The organism is Pseudomonas sp. MIS38 (assembly GCF_019891575.1).
Taxonomy (GTDB): domain Bacteria; phylum Pseudomonadota; class Gammaproteobacteria; order Pseudomonadales; family Pseudomonadaceae; genus Aquipseudomonas; species Aquipseudomonas putida_A.
In genome coordinates this window covers 57,137-76,921 of sequence record NZ_JAFLXF010000027.1, presented here as the reverse complement: position 1 = coordinate 76,921, position 19,785 = coordinate 57,137, and the positions used below count along the sequence as shown (strand labels likewise).

General features: G+C 58.4%; 17 protein-coding genes. 11 read left to right on the top strand and 6 right to left on the bottom strand.

Translation table 11 applies throughout. From position 1 onward, the window contains the following. The first annotated feature begins 354 nt into the window (after nucleotides 1-354). Nucleotides 355-1,533: a colicin-like pore-forming protein gene (locus J1G18_RS24855; protein WP_223008927.1), complete on the top strand. Its 1,179-nt coding sequence runs from the start codon at nucleotides 355-357 to the stop codon at nucleotides 1,531-1,533. A 725-nt stretch (nucleotides 1,534-2,258) separates the two neighbouring features. Here the strand turns inward: J1G18_RS24855 and J1G18_RS28145 are convergent. Continuing rightward, nucleotides 2,259-2,504 (bottom strand): hypothetical protein, encoded by a 246-nt coding sequence (locus J1G18_RS28145; RefSeq protein ID WP_262415668.1) that lies wholly within the window; start codon nucleotides 2,502-2,504, stop codon nucleotides 2,259-2,261. Nucleotides 2,505-2,652: 148 nt separating this feature from the next. Beyond that, a complete protein-coding gene (locus J1G18_RS24850) occupies nucleotides 2,653-3,654 on the bottom strand; it encodes a hypothetical protein (RefSeq protein WP_262415667.1) in 1,002 nt (333 codons plus the stop codon). Between the two features lie 336 nt (nucleotides 3,655-3,990). Between J1G18_RS24850 and J1G18_RS24845 the strand changes: the two genes are divergently transcribed. The 7 genes from J1G18_RS24845 to J1G18_RS24815 all read left to right on the top strand — a co-directional run bounded on the left by J1G18_RS24845 (nucleotide 3,991) and on the right by J1G18_RS24815 (nucleotide 11,455). After that, a complete protein-coding gene (locus tag J1G18_RS24845; RefSeq protein ID WP_098964262.1) occupies nucleotides 3,991-4,344 on the top strand; it encodes a hypothetical protein in 354 nt (117 codons plus the stop codon). A 268-nt stretch (nucleotides 4,345-4,612) separates the two neighbouring features. After that, nucleotides 4,613-5,572, top strand: a complete 960-nt coding sequence (locus tag J1G18_RS24840) for an AAA family ATPase (RefSeq protein WP_003218556.1) — start codon at nucleotides 4,613-4,615, stop codon at nucleotides 5,570-5,572. Between the two features lie 5 nt (nucleotides 5,573-5,577). Then, nucleotides 5,578-6,522, top strand: coding sequence for a DUF58 domain-containing protein (locus J1G18_RS24835; RefSeq protein WP_223008925.1), 945 nt, complete (start codon nucleotides 5,578-5,580; stop codon nucleotides 6,520-6,522). After that, on the top strand, nucleotides 6,519-7,016 hold the full coding sequence (locus J1G18_RS24830) for a DUF4381 domain-containing protein (RefSeq protein ID WP_027613095.1): 498 nt from the start codon (nucleotides 6,519-6,521) through the stop codon (nucleotides 7,014-7,016). The genes J1G18_RS24835 and J1G18_RS24830 overlap by 4 nt, the downstream gene beginning before the upstream one ends. Further along, nucleotides 7,009-8,088: a vWA domain-containing protein gene (locus J1G18_RS24825; protein ID WP_098964263.1), complete on the top strand. Its 1,080-nt coding sequence runs from the start codon at nucleotides 7,009-7,011 to the stop codon at nucleotides 8,086-8,088. The genes J1G18_RS24830 and J1G18_RS24825 overlap by 8 nt, the downstream gene beginning before the upstream one ends. Then, nucleotides 8,085-9,821, top strand: a complete 1,737-nt coding sequence (locus J1G18_RS24820; protein WP_223008923.1) for a tetratricopeptide repeat protein — start codon at nucleotides 8,085-8,087, stop codon at nucleotides 9,819-9,821. Before J1G18_RS24825 ends, J1G18_RS24820 begins: the two co-directional genes overlap by 4 nt. Beyond that, nucleotides 9,818-11,455: a BatD family protein gene (locus J1G18_RS24815; protein ID WP_223008921.1), complete on the top strand. Its 1,638-nt coding sequence runs from the start codon at nucleotides 9,818-9,820 to the stop codon at nucleotides 11,453-11,455. Before J1G18_RS24820 ends, J1G18_RS24815 begins: the two co-directional genes overlap by 4 nt. A gap of 52 nt (nucleotides 11,456-11,507) precedes the next feature. On the opposite strand, the gene J1G18_RS24810 is transcribed toward J1G18_RS24815, so the two are convergent. The 4 genes from J1G18_RS24810 to J1G18_RS24795 form a co-directional block, all read right to left on the bottom strand. Then, a complete protein-coding gene (locus J1G18_RS24810; RefSeq protein ID WP_223008919.1) occupies nucleotides 11,508-11,930 on the bottom strand; it encodes a hypothetical protein in 423 nt (140 codons plus the stop codon). A 190-nt stretch (nucleotides 11,931-12,120) separates the two neighbouring features. Further along, a complete protein-coding gene (locus tag J1G18_RS24805; protein ID WP_316851797.1) occupies nucleotides 12,121-12,732 on the bottom strand; it encodes a hypothetical protein in 612 nt (203 codons plus the stop codon). Beyond that, nucleotides 12,729-13,121 (bottom strand): contact-dependent growth inhibition system immunity protein, encoded by a 393-nt coding sequence (locus J1G18_RS24800; protein ID WP_223008916.1) that lies wholly within the window; start codon nucleotides 13,119-13,121, stop codon nucleotides 12,729-12,731. Before J1G18_RS24800 ends, J1G18_RS24805 begins: the two co-directional genes overlap by 4 nt. Nucleotides 13,122-13,252: 131 nt before the next feature. Beyond that, entirely contained in the window at nucleotides 13,253-13,495 is a 243-nt protein-coding gene (locus J1G18_RS24795) for a hypothetical protein (RefSeq protein ID WP_223008914.1), read from the bottom strand. A gap of 757 nt (nucleotides 13,496-14,252) precedes the next feature. Between J1G18_RS24795 and J1G18_RS24790 the strand changes: the two genes are divergently transcribed. The 3 genes from J1G18_RS24790 to J1G18_RS24780 are packed head-to-tail and all read left to right on the top strand — an operon-like array spanning nucleotide 14,253 to nucleotide 19,716. Beyond that, nucleotides 14,253-15,497, top strand: a complete 1,245-nt coding sequence (locus tag J1G18_RS24790; protein WP_097087157.1) for an exonuclease SbcCD subunit D C-terminal domain-containing protein — start codon at nucleotides 14,253-14,255, stop codon at nucleotides 15,495-15,497. Next, nucleotides 15,494-19,135 (top strand): AAA family ATPase, encoded by a 3,642-nt coding sequence (locus J1G18_RS24785; RefSeq protein ID WP_223008912.1) that lies wholly within the window; start codon nucleotides 15,494-15,496, stop codon nucleotides 19,133-19,135. The genes J1G18_RS24790 and J1G18_RS24785 overlap by 4 nt, the downstream gene beginning before the upstream one ends. Then, nucleotides 19,132-19,716 carry a glutathione S-transferase gene (locus J1G18_RS24780; RefSeq protein WP_098964269.1) on the top strand — a complete coding sequence of 195 codons (585 nt, stop codon included), beginning with the start codon at nucleotides 19,132-19,134 and terminating at the stop codon, nucleotides 19,714-19,716. Before J1G18_RS24785 ends, J1G18_RS24780 begins: the two co-directional genes overlap by 4 nt. Nucleotides 19,717-19,785: the final 69 nt, after the last annotated feature.

The window sequence follows — 19,785 nt, the reverse complement described above, 5'->3', positions numbered from 1 at the left end:
AATTCTCGCGCTTCAGGTGGCCGTTCAACAGGCAAGCGCACCTGAAATGACCGATTACCTGGAATTCGTTCCTGCCACACCTTTCCTCCTTGGAAAATCACCCAGCCAAAGCTTACACAGCCTTCGATTGTTCGCACCAAAAAACCAATAAAAAACAACAAGTAGAAACACACTAAAAAATCCTTACAAACTGACAAGAAATGTCTCACATAATTTGAAGACCGAATTCCTACAGCACAATTTGAACGCAAAAATCGGCAGTGCTATCTATATAAGCACACCTCATAAAAAACCAGACATCAGTTATCAAACCGACCCACGGAACGGGTCTCTATCAAAGAAAGGAATCAACACATGCGACAACTTGAACTTCCGACAACAATAATCTACGGCGATGGCTCCTGGGAAATCATCAATTTGAACCCTGGCACCATTCGCGGAGATATTCTCAAGAATTATCCGCTGGGCAACCCGATGCATGGGCTCACACTGGCGATAGAAAGTGACTATCTGAAAAAAAAGCGCAATTTAGAGCAAGGCCTGCAAACAGAGCTGAACATCGTAGACAGCAGACACCCACCGCTGACCCACCCTACTCCCGATACATGGCTAAACAAAGCCATCAACATTGTCAATGAATTGCTTTTTCAAAAAAATACCGAACTGCAGCAAAAATCAAGGGATATTAAAACGTCGCAACAATATGCGAAGTTACAAGCCACTTACGACGCCATGCTTCTGAACGAACAAATCGCAAATCTTCAAGACCGCCAGACCAGACTGTATGCCGAAATAGCTCGGCGACAGGCCGAGGCCCTCGCCCAACAGCAGGCCGCCGAAGCGGCGCGACAAGCTGAAGAGGCGCAAAGACAAGAGCAGGCGCGTCAGGCTGCTCTGCGACTGGAGGAAGAAAAACAACGGATCGCTGCTGAAGCGGAGGCCAAACGTATTGATGACTACAAACGCGCGGTGGCTTACGTCGCCGACGCGAACAAATTCATCCTCGAGAAATACGGCGCCAACCTGCATCAAGTGGTGATGGATCTTCAAAAGGATGTATCAGGGAAAAAGATCAGGAGCTACAACGAGGCGCTGCGAACGTTCGAGCAGGTGCGAACCAACCCGAATGCAAGGCTCAGCCCGCAGGATACCCGTGCGGTTGTCGACGCACTGAACGCGCTGGACAAGGCGTCCTACATGGACAGTGTCAATCGGCTCGCCAAAGGATTTGGCGTAACCGGAAAAATCGTGCAGGCGCATTCTGTTGTGGAAAAGGCAATCATCGGTTTTCAGGATGGAAACTGGAAACCCCTGTTACTCGAATTCGAAAGCATTGCCGCAGGAGCCGGAGCAGGGTTGCTGGTCGCTCTCATAGCACCACCAGTGCTAGCTGCTTTTTCGTTTCCACCCGTAATTGCTGTAGTCGCTACCGGCCTCCTCGTGGCTGGCGTTGCCGCTTTACTCGATGCCAAAACCGTAGAAAAGATAAATGACACAATATTCACGCTAGTTGAAACGACGCCAGCGCATTAATACTCTGCCCGCCGGTTCAATTAATTGAGCCGGCCACCAAACAAGGATTACACGGTGCAAAACACTCCTGAGCCATCCATATCAACCGCATGTTTTATATCCATGCTGGCGCCGATCCTCCTCATCAACCTGATAGTTCCAATCATTAACGAGCACCATCCTATGCTGCTAGATTCTGCTCTAAAAAACTATCTGATCGAAAACATCGGTTTCTGGTCGTCTAAACTCCCTCTAAGCTCCAGGATAACCACGAATTACATTGCGGTATTTGCGCCAATATTCAGCTTAATATTCCTGTACAGATGCTTAAAAATATCCGACCAGATATTTGAAAGAGCAAACAAACTCTCACTCATAAAATATTCCTTATCGCTCATTGTCCTGCTTTTATTTTGCTCTATCTTCACCTATGAAGCTTATTTAAACTCCACCGACCTCATGAGCCGCGACTCAAAACTGAGGATCATGGGTCAGAATTTTCTATTCTATTCAACGTACTCTTCAGGAGTTTTTCTTTTCGTATTCTTACTCCCCCCGATTCTCTTTCAGCTCCTGTTTTACGTTCCTTACCGCACAATCATGCACTTTAGAAAACAGCCCTCAGAACTCAAAAAAGATTCAAGGCAACATCCTCAGGAACCACCTCGAAGAAAAAAAGGAAAGCAGCCACATTGAGCTCATGCCTTCCCTTTTCCTGGGCCGCTTAGCCCCCCCCACCATCAACATCAGTCAGGCAGCTCCTCGAACGCCCTGAATTTGCTCACGGTGGCACAGTCGTAACACATGGTTTTCAGGATCAATTTATCCATGCTGGCGTCGATATTACTGGAGTCACACTCTCGGCAAAACAGCCTCAAATGTCCGAGCAGGTCGCTGTCAAAAGCTGCACGGGAGAAGAACTGCGGCACCAGTTCATCGCGCCAATACATTCCCGGCGACTTGGAAAACCCGGCACCGCTGTCCTTGAGCACTACGTCATACAACAACCGATGTAGCGCCGATTGCGGTACCCGCGAATCACGGTGTGCGTTTTTGCGCCAGTTCCGAGTCAGGGCATCCTGAGCGGTCCCGAGCATGTTGCGCGGGATGGTGTTGGACGCATGATTGCGACCTTTGGAGTTACCGGTGGCGTAGAAGTGCGCGGCGTTTTTTACTGCCAGGCGGGCGAAGTAGTAGAGCTGGCTTACTGAAAAAATCCTGCAGGAGTTGCCCCACAACCGTTTCGGCACGCGCCTCGGCCGTGAACGAAAAACTGACTTCATTGGCCAGCACACGGATGTATTGAAGCGATTCTTCTCGGGCCAGATCGAAAATCAGCCCGTAGAGTTCGCTCTTCCAGGCGACCTGAATCTCGCCGGACAACTCCTGATAGAGCGTCAGATACAGACTTTCCCGATTACAGCGCGCAACGCCGCCGAGTGCCACATTAGGCTGCCAGCGCACTGCGCAATAGTCACTGATACTGCAACCCTCAGTGCGATCGAAGGCCCTGATATCAGAGCTCGTCGCGACCGCTAACACGCCAGCCTCGTGCAGACTCTTCAATCTTTCCTCGCTGGCCTCGACGCTCGGTGCCAGATGTTCGCTTCGGGATGTCGCGCTCAACGGCGCGATCCATTCGGGATGGTTGGCATTGCCATCGTCAAGCAAGGCCAGCAACGTCAGTTTCTGCACAAACCCAAGGGTCGAATACGGCACCGCGGGACTCGGTACACCGAAGCGCGATTCTAGTTCGCGTCGATCACGTTCGGCCTGCGCCGCCAATTGTTGCTGATGAACCTGGCAACATGCCTGGCAAGTACACGCCATGCGTCGGCCATGGCGGGCGGATGCAGAGTATCGGTGCTCGCACCGTATGCACTTGTAAGGATGACGCTGCGAGATCGGAGTGCCCCGGGCGTGCCGACGTACCCACATCGGCACATCGCAATAAGGGCACTTCAGATCCTGACTGACAATCGGCGGCAAAACCTTGAGCAAGCTGCGAACAGTGGCAGGGATCTGATACTCGGCCAGAAGCGCAGCGCTTTTTTCCCCGTCCAGATATCGCTGATAAATCTGCTCGATCTGATCGTCGGACAGGTGTGCAATTTCCTCAGCGCGTTCGAAATACGGATGCATTGAAAGAGGTCCTTTTTTTCGGTTTGAGTTGACGCACTCCTTTGCGCTCGAACCGCAAAATAATGACAATCGTGGCGATAAAACAAGCGAAAAAGCAGAAAATGGCTGCCAAGTTCAAACAAGTAATTTTCCCTGCGGCGTCCTCGGAAATTTCAACCCTCAACACAGGATTCATCTGTCGGAATTTTCCCTCTTCACCGATTCCGCCAGGTTTCACCCGCCCTCGTATTGCAGGCAGCAACAAAGCAACCACGCAAGAGAGCAGCGCAAATGCGCCAAGGCTGGCAAAATCGCGCTTTCGATTGCACTTAGCGCCCGTCGGCCAGGAATTCCCCCATGCAAATGACCACCGCCCTACTGATCGTCAACCCGTGCGACGACGAAGAAGACAACATGGCCATGCTCTGCTGCCATAGCGACAAGGGCGACATGTTTCTGATGAGCCGCTATCCGGACGAGGACGAGCTGGAGATCACCCTGGATGGCGAGCCTTCGACGCTGGACGGCGTGAAAGTCACCCTGTCCAAGACTCTGCTGAAGATTGAAATCGCGGCGGCGGATGCCGATGCGCTGAATGGCGATGATGTGCTGGAAATTACCTTCAATCCGGACATGGTTGATCTGGCTGAAGTTGAAGAAACCCTGAAGAATATTCTGGATGGGACTGGCACTTTCATTAGCCAGATTTGATGGCGTCTTGAAGGGCCTCATCGCGAGCAGGCTCACTCCTACAGTACGGTGTACGACGCCCCTATGTAGGAGTGAGCCTGCTCGCGATAGGGCCGGAACAGTCAACCAATCACTTCCCGGCTACAAAATTCCAACAAATCCCCCGGTCATTTCCCGCACTTTGCGCAAAATGCCGTTAGTCGCCACCCCCCTCGATGGATTAAAGTAACGCCCCCAGCCCCGGCGTTATCCGAACGCCTGCGGCCACCCTTTCCAGGAACAGTCACCGATGGAACATCGTGAAGCGCTGCTGGCGCTGCGAACCTTTCTTTCAACGCAGATTCTCGGCCAGGAAAAACTCATCGAGCGTTTGCTCATCGCCCTGCTCGCCGACGGCCACATGCTGGTCGAGGGCGCTCCGGGTCTGGCCAAGACCAAAGCGATCAAAGAACTCGCCGAGGGCATCGAAGCCCAGTTCCATCGCATTCAGTTCACCCCTGACCTGCTGCCGGCCGACATCACCGGCACCGAGATCTATCGCCCGGAAACCGGCAGTTTTGTGTTCCAGCAAGGGCCGATCTTCCACAACCTGGTCCTGGCGGACGAAATCAACCGCGCCCCGGCCAAGGTGCAATCGGCGCTGCTCGAAGCCATGGCCGAACGTCAGGTCAGTGTCGGGCGCAGCACGTACGAACTGTCGCCGCTGTTTCTGGTGATGGCCACGCAAAACCCGATCGAGCAGGAAGGCACGTATCCGCTGCCGGAAGCACAACTCGACCGTTTCCTGATGCACGTGAAAATCGGTTTCCCGGACGCCGCCGTCGAACGCCGGATCCTGCAACAGGCCCGTGGCGAAGCGCTCAACGGCGAAACCAAACCGGAACGCCGGGTCAGCCAGCAGGCGATCTTTGCTGCGCGCAAGGAAATCCTCGGTCTGTACATGGCCGACGCCGTGGAGGAATACCTGGTGCAACTGGTCATGGCCACGCGCACCCCGGCCAAATTCGACCCGGAAATGGCCGAGTGGATCGCCTACGGCGCCAGCCCGCGCGGCTCGATCGCCCTCGACCGCTGCGCCCGGGCCCACGCCTGGCTGGCCGGGCGCGACTTCGTCAGCCCGGAAGACATTCAGGCGGTGCTGTTCGACGTGTTGCGTCACCGCATCATTCTGTCGTTTGAAGCCGAAGCCGCCGGCATCGATCAGGATCGGGTGGTGCAGCGGATTCTCGACGTCGTAGCCGTCGCTTGACCCCCATGAACGCCCCCCTGCCGTCCGAACCGGGCATCCGCATCAGCCTCACCGATCTGATCGAGATGCGCCACCGTGTGCGCGAAGTGCAGCTGTTTTCCACACCCAGTCAGCGCAGTCCGCTGATCGGTCTGCATCACTCGAAATTCCGTGGTCGCGGGGTCGACTTCGATCAGGTGCGGGTCTATCAGGCCGGCGACGACGTGCGCACCATCGACTGGCGCGTGACCGCGCGTACCCAGGAGCCACACACCAAGCTGTTTCATGAAGAACGCGAGCGACCGATTTTCATCATGGTCGAGCAAAGCACCCGGCTGTTTTTCGGCTCCGGGCTGATGTTCAAGTCGGTGCTTGCAGCGCAAGCGGCGGCGCTGATCGGCTGGGCGGCGCTGGGGCACAATGATCGGGTTGGCGGACTGGTGTTCGGCGACAACGAGCATTACGAAATCAAACCGCGCCGCAGCAAGCAGAGCCTGCTGCAATTGCTCAACCGCCTGGTCAGGGTCAATCAGTCGCTGCACAGCGAACGCGAACCGGACCGCGACGCCCTCGGCGTGGCGCTGCGCCGGGCCCGCGAAGTGTTGCGTCCGGGCAGCCTGGTGATCGTGATCTGCGACGAGCGCGCGCTGTCCGACAGCGCCGAGCAGCAACTGAGCCTGCTATCGCGTCATTGCGATCTGTTGCTGTTGCCGCTGTCCGATCCACTGGATCACGCCCTGCCTGCCGCCGGGCTGCTGAGATTCGCGGAAAGAGGCGCACAGCTGGAACTCGACACGCTGAATTTCGAGCTGCGCCAGACCTATCGCGCTCAGGCCGAAGCACGCATCGCCCGCTGGGAATTGCTCGCGCAAAAACTGCGGGTGTTGTTGATGCCGTTGAGCACGCAAAGCGAAATGGTCGAGCAGATGCGCGAGTTCCTCAATCCGCAGCGCCCGGGGAGCAGTCGATGAACGGCCTCGAACAACTGCAACCGCTGATTTCGCCGCCGCCGATCGACTTCTGGCCGCCAGCGCCGGGCTGGTGGCTGCTGCTGTTATTGCTGCCGCTGCTGGGCTTCGCCGTGTGGCGTTTGCGCCGGTTCATTCCGATCAAGAAACGCCCGATCGTGCGCGCCGAACAACCGCTCGACCCCGTGCGCATCGCCGCACTGGCCGAACTGGCGCAGATGCCCAAACCCTACGACGGCGCACCCGCCGGTGCCTGGCTGCAGCAGCTCAACGGTCTGCTCAAACGCCTGTGCCGCAACCACTACCCCTACAGCCAGAGTCACACGCTCAACGGCCGCAAATGGCTGGCGTTTCTCGACAACCGTTGCCCGGCCGCCGGCCTGACGCGCTGGATGGTGCTGGTCGAAGGCGCCTATAAACCCGAATGCAAACTCGACGACAAAGCCATCGCCGGCCTGACCCAAGCCGTCGACACCTGGATTCGCAAGCATGTTTGAATTCGCCTGGCCGTGGATCTTCGTGCTGCTGCCGCTGCCGTGGCTGATGCGTCTGGTGCTGCCGGTGGCCGACAGCGGCGAGCCGGCGCTGCGCGTGAGTTTCCTCTCCGACCTCGAAGGTCTGGCACGGCGCCGGGCCCGCGCCAACCTGCCGGCGTGGCGCCAGCAAGCACCGTTCCTGCTGCTGTGGCTGTTGCTGCTGAGCGCCGCGGCGCGTCCGCAATGGCTCGGCGAACCGTTGCCGATTGCCGCCAGCGGCCGCGATCTGCTGGTGGCGGTGGACGTGTCCGGCTCGATGGATTTCCCCGACATGCAGTGGCAGGACGAAGACGTCAGTCGCTTGTCGCTGGTTCAGCATCTGCTCGGGGATTTCCTTGAAAGCCGTGATGGCGACCGCGTCGGTCTGATCCTGTTCGGCAGTCAGGCCTATCTGCAGGCACCGCTGACGTTTGACCGGCACACCGTGCGCGTCTGGCTCGATGAAGCGCGCATCGGCATCGCCGGCAAGAACACCGCCATCGGCGATGCGATCGGTCTGGCGCTGAAGCGCCTGCGCATGCGTCCGGCACAAAGCCGGGTATTGATTCTGGTCACCGACGGCGCCAACAACGGCGGCGAAATCGATCCGTTGACGGCGGCGAAACTGGCCGCCAGCGAAGGGGTGAAAATCTACCCGATCGGCATCGGTGCCGACCCACAAGACAGTGGCAGCACCGGCCTGCTCGGGGTCAATCCGAGCCTGGACCTCGACGAGCCGGCCCTCAAGGCCATCGCCAACGCTACCGGTGGCCAATACTTCCGAGCCCGCGACGGCAAAGAGCTGCAAGCGATCCGGGACACCCTCGATCAGCTCGAACCGGTGACCCAGCAACCAACCCAGGCACGCCCGGCGCAAGCCTTGTATCAGTGGCCACTGGCGTTGGCCCTGCTGCTGAGCCTGTTGCTGGTCGCCCGCGAATTGTGGCCGGACAACCCGCTGCAACGCCTGTTTACCAAGGAGCTGTATCTGCAAAGTCCGCTGCCTGACTGGCGCGAGCGTCTCAAGCGCCTGCGTCTGCGGAGGCGCCGATGATCGCGCTCTGGCCGCACTGGTTCCGCCCCTGGTGGCTGCTGCTCCTGCCGCTGCTGGGCTGGCTGATCTGGCAACTCTGGCACCGGCAGAAACGCGCCGGACGCTGGCAAATGATTCTGCCGCCGGCGTTCCACGCGACGCTGCTCAGCGGTGGCAATGGCCGCGCCAGCAAGCTGCCGTGGGTGGCCCTTGGCGTGGCGTGGCTGCTGACCATCGTCGCCCTGCTCGGCCCCAGTTGGGAGCGCGTCGAACAGACCAGCCAGAAACCTGCCGACCCGTTGGTGGTGGTGCTGGAGCTGACTCCGGAAATGCTCGCAACCGACTCGCCGCCAACGCGACTGGAACAGGCCCGGCGCAAGCTGTTCGACCTGTTGCAGGTACGCAGCGACGCGCAGACCGCGATCGTCGTCTACGCCGGCAGCGCGCACACGCTGGTGCCGCTGTCGGATGACCTGGCGACCAGCCACAATCTGCTCGACGCCCTCAAGCCGTCGCTGATGCCGGAAAGCGGCCATCGCGCTGATCTCGGCGTGAGCAAAGCATTGGCCTTGCTCAAGCAGGGCGCGCTCGGTCAGGGACGGATTCTGCTGATCGGCTCCTCGCTGACCGAAGAAGAACGCCAAGGCATTCGCCACGCCCTCGGCCAGCAATCGGCGCAACTGCTGATGCTCGGCATCGGCACCGCTGAAGGCGCGCCAATCGCTCAGGAGGACGGCAGTTTCCTCAAGGACGAACAAGGCGCGATCCGCGTGCCGCAACTCGACAGCCCGGGCCTTGGCGCATTCCTCGCCAGTGTCGGCGGCGAGTACCACAACGCGCGACTGGACGAGTCCGATTTGCGCGCCCTCGGCCTGCTCGATGGCCCGCGCAGCCTGCGCGACGATGGCCAGACCGTGCGCCTCGACACCTGGGCCGATCAGGGTTACTGGCTGTTGTTGCCGCTATTGCTGCTGGCTGCCTGCGCCGGACGACGTGGCTGGTTGTTTTGCCTGCCCTTGCTGCTGTGCCTGCCGCAGCCGAGCTACGCTTTTGACTTCGAAGACCTGTGGCTGCGCCCCGACCAACAGGGCCTGCACTTGCTCAAGCAGAAACGCCCGGCCGAGGCTGCCGAACACTTCGAAGATCATCAGTGGCAAGGGGTAGCGTTGTACGAGGCCGGCGATTACAGTGGCGCCGCTCAGCGTTTCGCCGAAGGCAGCGATGCCCGCGCCCACTACAATCGCGGTAATGCGCTGGCGAAAAGTGGTGAGCTGGAAGCGGCCATCGATGCCTATGAGCAAGCGCTGGAACTGCAACCGGATTTGCGCCCGGCACTGACCAACAAGGCCTTGGTGGAAAACCTGCTCAAGCAGAAGAACACCCCGCCACCGGTCGAACCACAGCCACAACCGGCGCAGCCAAATGTGCCCGGCGATGAACCACCGCCAGCGACTGCGCCGCCACCCGCGGTGAAAAGTGACACCCCGAGCGAGGCCCAGCCCGGCGAGTCGGCCAGTGAACCGCCGCCGACCACCCCGCCGCAACCAGGCCCCAACGAAGTGCCAGGCAGCGATGAAGCGGAAGAAACCGACACCGTGCCAACGCTGCGCCCGAGCGAGGACAACCTCGAAGGCGAGCAGCGTCAGGCACTGGAACAATGGCTGGGCAAGATTCCGGACGACCCGGGCGAACTGCTGCGACGCAAATTCTGGTACGAACAGCAACAACATCAGGATCAGGAAAAAACTCGATGACCCGTTTCACCGCTCTCTTGCTGCCCCTGCTGCTCTGCATGGCCAACGCACAGGCGGCCGAGCTGACGGCCAGCGTGGATCGCAGTCGCCTGAACTCCGGCGAGACGGTCGAACTCACCCTGGAAACGGATGATGTCACGCAGTTCGGCAAACCCGACCTGACGCCGCTGGAACCGCTGTTCGAGGTGCGCGGCACACGTCAGGTCAACCAGTTGAACACCCTCAATGGCGACAACCGCGCCACCACGCGCTGGATCATCACCCTGCTGCCGAAAGAGAACGGCAGCGTGGTCATTCCGCCGCTGCAACTGGGTGAGGTGCAGAGCCAGCCGATCACCGTGCAAGTAGTCGAGAGCGACAGCCGCGAAGAGAAAAACAACCTGGACCCGGTGTTCATCGAGGCCAGCCTCGACCAGTCCAGCGTTTACGTGCAGGCCCAGGCGATCCTGACCCTGCGCATCTACCACTCAGTGTCGCTGTATGACGACAGCAGCCTGACCCCGCTGCAGATCGCCGACGCGCGTATCGAGCAACTGGGCGACACCCGCACTTACGAGAAAGACATCAACGGCGTGCGCCATGGCGTGATCGAGATGCGCTATGCGATCTACCCGCAGCACAGCGGTTTGCTGACCATCGCCCCGCAGACTTTCAGTGCCACGCTGGTCGACACTCAGCCCGCTCAGGACGCGACCGCGCAAGGCCCGAAACCGGGCAAGCTACTGCACGTCAGCTCCTCGGAGATTCCGCTGACGGTCAAACCGAAACCGCTGACCTACCCCGCCGATGCGCCATGGCTGCCCGCGCGCAGCCTGAGCCTAAGCGAAAGCTGGAATCCGGAGCCGGATCACCTACAGGTCGGCGACTCCCTGACTCGCAGCCTGACTTTAAAAGCCGAAGGCCTGGCCAGTTCGCAACTGCCGGCCCTGCCCGCCACCGAGGCCAACGGCCTGCGCCGTTACCCGGATCAACCGGTGCTGAGCAACCAGAGCGGCGAGCGCGGCCTGATCGGCAGCCGTGAAGAACGCGAAGCGCTGGTGCCCAGCCGCAGCGGCGCGATCGAGTTGCCGACCGTCGACGTGATCTGGTGGAACACCTTCGAAGATCATCTGGAACACACCAGCCTGCCGGCGCGCACCCTGCAAGTAGCGAACAACCCGAGCCTGCAGGTCGACACCCCGGCCGGCACCTTGCAATTGAGCGCCATCGATAACGATGTGTTGTGGTGGTGGAAACTCAGCACCTTGATACTCGCCTGCACCACCCTGCTCGGCTTCGGCCTGTGGTGGCGCGCGCGCTGGCAACCGGCGGTGCATCGCGCCGCCCAAACCGGGCCGAGCCCGCGCACTTTGCTGGACGACATCAAGCGGGCGTGCCAGGCGAATGATCCGCAAGCGACGCGCCAGGCGCTGGATGCGTGGGCACGGCAGCAGCCGGAGACACTGGCGGACATGGCGGCGCGGTTTGTACCGTTGTCGGATGCGCTGGATGGGCTCAATGGCGCGCTGTACAGCGAGACCGGGCAGCATTGGCAGGGCGAGGATTTGTGGCGGGCGATCCGTACCATTCCGGCGGCGGAGCGGGTGCAGGATCCGGTGGGTGACAGTGGGTTGCCACCGCTTTATCCGAAGTAGGATCGCGGTAAATATCGCTTCGGGACTGCATTTGAAAAGTCCCTTGCAAGGGCTATGCAGTTTTCCCTGACTCTTTTAACAGCCCACCTTTATTATTTTGTTGCTGGAATTTTGCACGAAGGTAAACCCTATAGTTTGAAGGTGCTGCCTGGATGAGCGCTGCAACATTGTCTCCTCGGGCTGAAGAACAGTCGACTACGGACTCTACAAAGTAGTAACGCTGCTCCACCCCTTCACCCAGGCAGAGTTGAAAATCCTTAAAGAAAATCAAAACACTTTGGAATGAATTGGCAGACACCAATGCGCTACCTAAAAGCTCATACGCTGAAATATAGTATGCGTTTCCCACAACGCCCTGCGTGCCGCCCAGATCAGACAATGCCATCTCCAAGGATTCGGCCGAGAGCAGACCCGAAGAGTTCAATAACAGCAAAAACTCTTCAAAAAGTTTATCAGCCAATCGTGTAGCCAACATCCTCTCCTCATTGCTTATCTAGAAGCTCATAAGCTCTACGCTCAAATACTGGCAGATCGCGCCCATTGAGAGACCGAATGAACTGCTTAAAATGGTAGAGTACAAAACTCCAATATTCATCTGAATTTCATCTCACAAAAAAGGGGACAGCTTTATCGAATCAAATAAACCTGACCCCTTTTCAGTAGCTTTATCTCGGAATAATTACAGGAATAATCATCGGTGTGGGCGGTGCAGGTGGATTGATCATTCCCTTGCTTTCCACCACGAGAACACCCTTTTTCTTGATGGTATCGAACAACCGTTCAGTCGCTTCGGCATCAACGTAGCCACCCTCGTCAATCGATACACTCAGCGCCAGTTGTCGCCGTTCCTCCGTTAACTGAAGCTGCTTGGTACGGAAGAATGTATGAAGCGACATTTCTTTGATTTTCGACAAATCGACGTGCACGACCTCGACATACTTCAAAGCTTTCGCATCCCACCCCTGGACATAAAGCCCCTTGGCAGTCAGGGCAAAAGTACAAAATTGGTAGGTGCCCGTATTTGAACCCGGCGTGGAGATAATCAATGAGCAGCGACCGTGCTGGAGAATCGGATCACTCATAGAAGGATCGTCTTTTACGATCTGCGAAGAAAATTGCGCCCGGTCATAATAAACCGTTGCTTTGTCTACTGGCGTGGTGTTGCAGCCTGATACCAGCAGAGTGACGCCCAGCAACAACGAGATTCCGAAACAGCGCATAGTCAACCCCCCTTTTAAAAAAGAAAAAACCCAACAACTATACAACAGAAAATTCACTCAACCCTTTCAAGCATCTTCATCAGACTTGAAGCATCATTTAACAACTCGGAATCGTTACAAAAATCCTTTAATTCAGCCAAAGCAGCTTTTACCTGAATAGCTGCACCTGTGCTCTCTCGCCAATGGACTTCGTTCAGACCTGCAAGTGCAACAACCAACTCGCCGTCATATCTGTCACCAGCGAGAACATCATCACTCAATAAAGCCACCGCAACGGGAAGCACATATCGAGTAAACAACTCTTGTCTCAACGCGCGACAAATATCACCTACAGCCAATTCATTTATAGGGACATCACGTACCAAAACATACCATTCATCCAACGAACAACCGTCCTGCGCAGCAATGTCTAAAAAAGGCAATTCCTCCAAATCACGAAACTTCATATTCCATCCCCCTGTAATGCTGACTCAACTCGACAGCAATAAAACCCGGACAGATCACGTTTATTATCAAATCAATGGTTGAATTTCGTTATCACTTGTTCGCCTTTGCGATAGGACAGGACAAATGACTTTTATGGTTCACCGCGGCTGGCGGCGGCGGCCTGTAACTGGTCCACCAGACGAAGAATTTTCGCGCCGTTTATGTCGGTTTCGGCATTCCAGTCCTCAACTCCATCTTTTTCGACGGCCAATTCCGTTTCTATGTAGCCCTCTCCCAGTTCAACACCGTATCGGAAAGCGTCATAGCCATCGACGATACCAACTTCGACTTCCTGGAAAATTTCCTCGACGATCTTTATATCTTCGGTGATCACTTTTTACCCCCTCTGGACTGGGCAAAGGCGGAGTTTCCTCGGCGCCATCCACATCCCTTTCAAAACAAATTAGCCACATTGCGTTCATCTCAACATTCCCTGTTCCGCGTCCCCCGCCTGAAGTCACGCGGATTTGATAGCGAGCTAAAAACAACGTAGCGCCCCTAAAAAAACCACCAATGCTCACTGCGATCATCCAGACTCAAACGACTAACTTACTTCCTTTATATAGGAAGAAAACTGTCCACCCCCTTGATCCACATGCAGCCGCCCGCACTGCTGGCATCGATAAACCGTCACAGCCCCTTGGTCTATCGTTTCGTAGAACTCGTCTTCAGACAGCCAACGATTTGATAGCGCACAGCCAATTTCATCTATCTTCTGCTCAGCGACTAAAGACAACTCAGAATCGGACGTACCCGAAGACAGGTTAATTACATGACCGCAGACACAAGCAAATTTTGGCATGACTGAAGCGTCCTTTTTCTGTTCAAGCTTTGTCTTATGGCCATTCTAGAAGCACAGCCTCATCGGAAACTGTTGGGTTTTCTAAAACCCGGAAAGCGTACCGCACTCGCCGCAAAATGATATCAATATAATGGCAAAACACCAGATAACCGCTTTCTGGCATCACCGAAATGCCCAGCCTCGACCTACCCAGACGAGCCCTCACTCCCCAATAATCTGTAAACTCCCCCCTCTTTAGCCGCCCATCATTCCCCCGCGGCCATCACCTGTTTATGTAGCGGAGTCCACCTTGCGTCTGTTCCACACCTCCGACTGGCACCTTGGGCAAAACCTGCATGGCCAGGAGCGCGATTTCGAGCATGCGTGCTTTCTCGAATGGCTGCTGCGCCAACTGCAACTGGCGCAGCCGGATGTGCTGCTGATTGCCGGGGACATCTTTGACACGGTCAATCCGCCGGTCAAAGCCCAGGAACGCCTCTACGACTTCATCGTCAGCGCTCACGAGCAGCAGCCGTTGCTGACCATCGTGATGATTGCCGGCAACCACGATTCCGGCTCGCGCATCGAACTGCCCGCGCCGTTGATGCGCCGTTTGCGCACCCATGCGCTGGGTCGGGTGTTGTGGCTGGATGACGGGCAACTGGATGCCGAACGCCTGCTGCTGCCACTGCCAAATGCCCAAGGCGAGATCGCCGCGTGGTGCCTGGCGCTGCCGTTCCTGCGTCCGGCGGAAGTGACCGGTGCGCATCTGGGCGACAACTATCTGCGCGGTATCGGTCAGGTGCATGAATGGCTGATCGAAGCGGCGAATGCCAAGCGCCAGCCGGGTCAGGCACTGGTTGCCATCAGCCACGCGCATATGGCTGGCGGCTCGGTCTCGGAAGACTCCGAGCGCAGCCTGATCATCGGTAACGCCGAAGCGCTGCCCGCCAGCCTGTTCGGGCCGAGCATCAGCTACGTCGCCCTCGGCCATTTGCACAAGCCGCAGAAGGTCAACGGTGAAGAGCGGATTCGCTACAGCGGCTCGCCGATTCCGTTGTCGTTTTCGGAGATCGGTTATCAGCACCAGATTCTCGACGTCACCCTCGACGGCGAAACCCTGGTCAGTGTCGAACCAAAACTGATTCCAAGGTCGGTCAACCTGCAACGCATCGGCCCGGCGCCACTGGCGGAGATCCTGCTGCAACTGGCCGATCTGCCGAATATTGATCTGCTCGCCGAAACCCAGCGCCAGCCATGGCTGGAAGTGCGCGTAACCCTCGATGAGCCGCAGCCGGATCTGCGCCATCAGGTGGAAAACGCCCTGCAAGGCAAAGCCGTGCGACTGGTGCGGATCGCCGCCGAGTACGCCGGCAACCGTGGCGCCGATGGCAGCGACGACGGCAGCGCGCTGGTCGAACTGGATCAACTCACTCCGCAAGAACTGTTCAGTCGCGCCTGGCTCGACAATTACGGCAACGAGGTCGATGAACAGACGCTCAAGGACTTCGCCGAACTGCTGCAGGACGTGCAACTGGAGGGTGAGCAGCCATGAAGATTCTCGCCATTCGCTTGAAGAACCTCGCCTCGCTAGCCGGGCCGTTCGAGATTGATTTCACCGCCGAACCGCTGGCCAGTGCCGGGCTGTTCGCGATCACCGGGCCGACCGGCGCCGGTAAAAGTACCTTGCTCGACGCGCTGTGCCTGGCGCTGTTCGGTGCGGTGCCGCGCCTGAACAACACTGGCCGTGACGCCAAGGTTCCGGATTCGGACGGCGAAATCGCCACCGGCGACCCGCGCACCTTGCTGCGGCGCGGCACCGGCGAAGGGTATGCCGAGGTGGATTTTGTTGGCGTCGATGGCCGCCGTTACCGTGCGCGCTGGGAAGCCAACCGTGCCCGCGAGAAGGCCGGCGGCAAGTTGCAGGCCAGCCGGCAGAGCCTGCGCGACATCGATCAGGATCAACTGCTCGCCAGCCAGAAAGGCGAATACAAGACCCAGCTCGAAGCCGCGCTCGGTCTGAACTTCGAACAGTTCACCCGCGCCGTGCTGCTGGCCCAGAGTGAGTTCAGCGCATTCCTCAAGGCCGACGACAACGACCGCAGCGAACTGCTGGAAAAACTCACCGACACCGCGCTCTACACCCGCCTCGGCCGCCGCGCGTTCGACAAGACCAAAGAAGCCCGCGAAGCGCACAAGCTGCTGCAGGATCAAGCCACCGGGGTCACCCCGCTCGCCCCCGAAGCCCGGGCCGAACTGGATGAGCGTTTCAACGCTGCCCAGCAACAGTTGAAGTTGCAGCAAGCGCAGCTCAAGCAACTGGAACAACAGCACAGTTGGCTCAAGGATTTGCGCCAGTTGCAGGACGCGCAGCAAGCCGCCGCCGAGCAACTGCACAGTGCGCAGCAACAGTGGGAAGGTCTGGCGGGTGAACGCCTGAAACTGACGCGCCTGGAACAACTCGCCCCGCAACGTCACCAGTTCGCGCGCAAGACTGAACTGGATGTGCAGCTGACGCCGCTGGCGGCACAGATTGCCGCGCACACCGAACAACACGGCGAACTCAATGAGCGTCAGACGCAACTGGAGCAGGCGCTCGATGCGGCAAAAATCGCCCTGACCGAAGCGCAGCAACGGCACAGCGAAAGCGCCCCGCTGCTGCGTCAGGCTTTCGAAGAGCAGAGCACCCTCGCCCGCCTCGCCAAAGACACCGCCCTCAGCGCCGACGCCCGGCAAGCCGCCGAGCAGGCCTGCACGCAAGGCCAGAGCGCCATTCAAGCCTTGCAGGAAAAACAGGCTGAAGTTGCTGAACGCCTGCAGAAAATGGCCGCCGAGCTCGAACAAAGCGCTCATCTGGCACCGCTCAGCGATGCATGGAATGCCTACCGCGATCGCCTGCAACAGTTGATGCTGATCGGTAATCGACTGAACAAAGGGCAAGCCGAACTGGCGACCCTCGAACAAAATGCAAGCCAAAGCGCCGAAGCGCTGGCCACGCAAAAGCAGCAACTGGAAGTTCTGTTCAAGGAGGCCGGCGCCGAGCCGGATGCGGTCGCCGAGCAGATCGGCATCCTCGGCACTCTGTTGCAGGACAACCGCAAACAGCTACGCGCCATCGAAGACCTGACGCGGCTGTGGGCCAGTCAGCAGGAACTGGAAAAACGCGGCGCCGAGCTGCAACAGCGCCTGCTCGATGCACAGCAGGAACGTGAACGTCTGACCCAGGACGGGGTGAAAACCAAGGCCGAGCTGACCGTCGCCGAACAAACCCTCAACGTCACCCGTGAACTGCTCGAGCGCCAGCGTCTGGCCCGCAGCGCCAGTGTCGAGGAGTTGCGCGCGCAGTTGCAGGACGACCAGCCCTGCCCGGTCTGCGGCAGCAACGAGCATCCGTATCATCAGCCGGAAGCACTGCTGCAAAGCCTCGGCCGTCATGATGAAAGCGAACAGGCCAACGCCCAGCAAGTGGTCGATCAGCTCAAGGAAAAGCTCATCGAACTGCGCGCCGAAGTCGGTGGCGTGATAGCTCAACAAAAGGAGCTGCTGCAACAACAGGAACAACTGGTCGCGCAGCAACAGGCACTAGCGCCGAGCCTCGACGCCCATCCGCTGTCCGCTCAGTTACTGAACCAGGACGCCGACAAACGCGACGCCTGGCTGACCCGGCAAAACGATCAACTGAATCAGAGCATCACCCAGGACGAACAACGCCAGAGCGCCCTGCTCACCCTGCAACAGGACGCGGCGCGCTTGACCCAGCAACTGCGCAATGCCGAAACCGCGCATCAGCAAGCGGCGCAGCACCTGAGCAACCAACAACGCGAACTGAGCAGCGACCGTCAGCGTCTCGACGAGGAACTGACCGCGTTCGCCAGTTTGCTGCCGGCCGACACCCTCGAAGCCTTGCGCGTAGAGCCGGCGGCGACCTTCATGCAGCTGGATCGGCAGATTGCCGAGCGTCTGGCGCAAGTCGATCAGCAAAAGGAAGAGTTGGCCGAGCAGCAGCAACGCCAGCAAACGCTGGAGAAGGAACAGGATCGCCAGCTCAGCCGCGTACAGCAATTGCAAAGCGCCGAGCAGCAATTCAGTGCACTGGCCGAGCAGCAACAAGCCAGTCAGGAAAAACTCGCGCAACTGCTGGGCGAACACAGCAGCGCCGAGCACTGGCAGCAGCAACTGGAACAGGCCGTGGAACAGGCGCGCAACGCCGAAACCGGCACCGCTGCGGAACTGCAGAACGTGCGCACGCAACGGGTGCAGATTGGCGCCGAACTCAAGGCTCAGCAAGAACGCTTGCAGGCGCTGCAAAGCGAAGATGACGAACTGACGCAGAAGATTGCCGACTGGCGCGCACGCCATCCTGAACTGGATGACGGTGGTCTCGAAGACTTGCTGCGCGTCGATGACACGCAGCTCAGCGAATTGCGCCAGCGCTTGCAGCACAACGAAAAAGCCATCGAACAGGCCAAGGTGCTGCTGCAGGAACGTGATCAGCGTCTGGCCGATCATCAGGCGCAGCACAACGGCAATCTCGATGCCGAACAACTCGCCAGCGCCCTCGCCGATCTGCAAAACCAGTTCAACCTCAGTGAGCAACAGTGCGCCGAACTGCGCGCCGAACAAGCCGAAGATCAGCGCCGGCAAAACGCCAATCAGGCACTCGCGCAGCAGATTGCCGACGCCTATGCCGAGTACCAGCGCTGGGCGCGTCTGAATGCGTTGATCGGCTCGGCCACCGGCGATACCTTCCGCAAGATCGCCCAGGCCTACAACCTCGACCTGCTGGTGCATCACGCCAACGTGCAGTTGCGCCAACTGGTCAAACGCTATCGCCTGAAACGCGGTGGCAGCATGCTCGGCCTGCTGGTGATGGATACGGAGATGGGCGACGAACTGCGCTCGGTGCATTCGCTGTCCGGCGGCGAGACCTTCCTGGTGTCGCTGGCCCTTGCACTGGGCCTGGCATCGATGGCCTCAAGCACGCTGAAGATCGAATCGCTGTTCATCGACGAAGGCTTCGGCAGCCTCGATCCGGAGTCGCTGCAACTGGCCATGGATGCACTCGACGGCTTGCAGGCCCAGGGACGCAAGGTCGCGGTGATTTCCCACGTCCAGGAAATGCACGAACGGATTCCGGTGCAGATTCAGGTACAACGCCAAGGCAACGGCTTGAGCACACTGGAGGTGAAATGAACACGCTGTATTCGTTCCGCCGCTGCCCTTACGCGATGCGCGCGCGAATGGCCCTGCGTTATTCGGGCGTGCCGGTGGAGATCGTCGAAGTCAGCCTCAAGGCCAAACCGGCCGCGATGCTGGCGATCTCGCCCAAGGGCACGGTGCCGGTGCTGGATGCGCAGGGTCGGGTGATCGATGAGAGCCTGGAGATCATGCGCTGGGCGTTGGCGCAGAATGATCCTGACAACTGGGTGCTTGGCGGTGATTCACGGATTGCCGGGTTGATCGAAGCCAACGATCAGGCATTCAAGGTGCATTTGAACCGCTATAAATATGCCGAGCGTTATCCCGAGCAGCCGATGGAGGTTTATCGGGCTGAGGGGGCGTTGTTTTTGCAGCAGTTGGATGAGTTGCTTGAAGGTCGGGATTATTTGCTGAGTGATCATCCGTGTCTCGCGGATATCGCGTTGCTGCCGTTCGTTCGGCAGTTTGCGCATGTTGATCGCGAGTGGTTTGCGCAGACGCCTTATGTGCGGTTGCAGGTGTGGTTGCAGGGTTTTCTTGAGTCCGAGCTGTTCACGACGATCATGAAGAAGTAACCCGAATTCCTGGTACCGAACTCCTTGTGGCGAGGGGATTCATCCCCGATGGGCGGCGAAGCTGCCTTG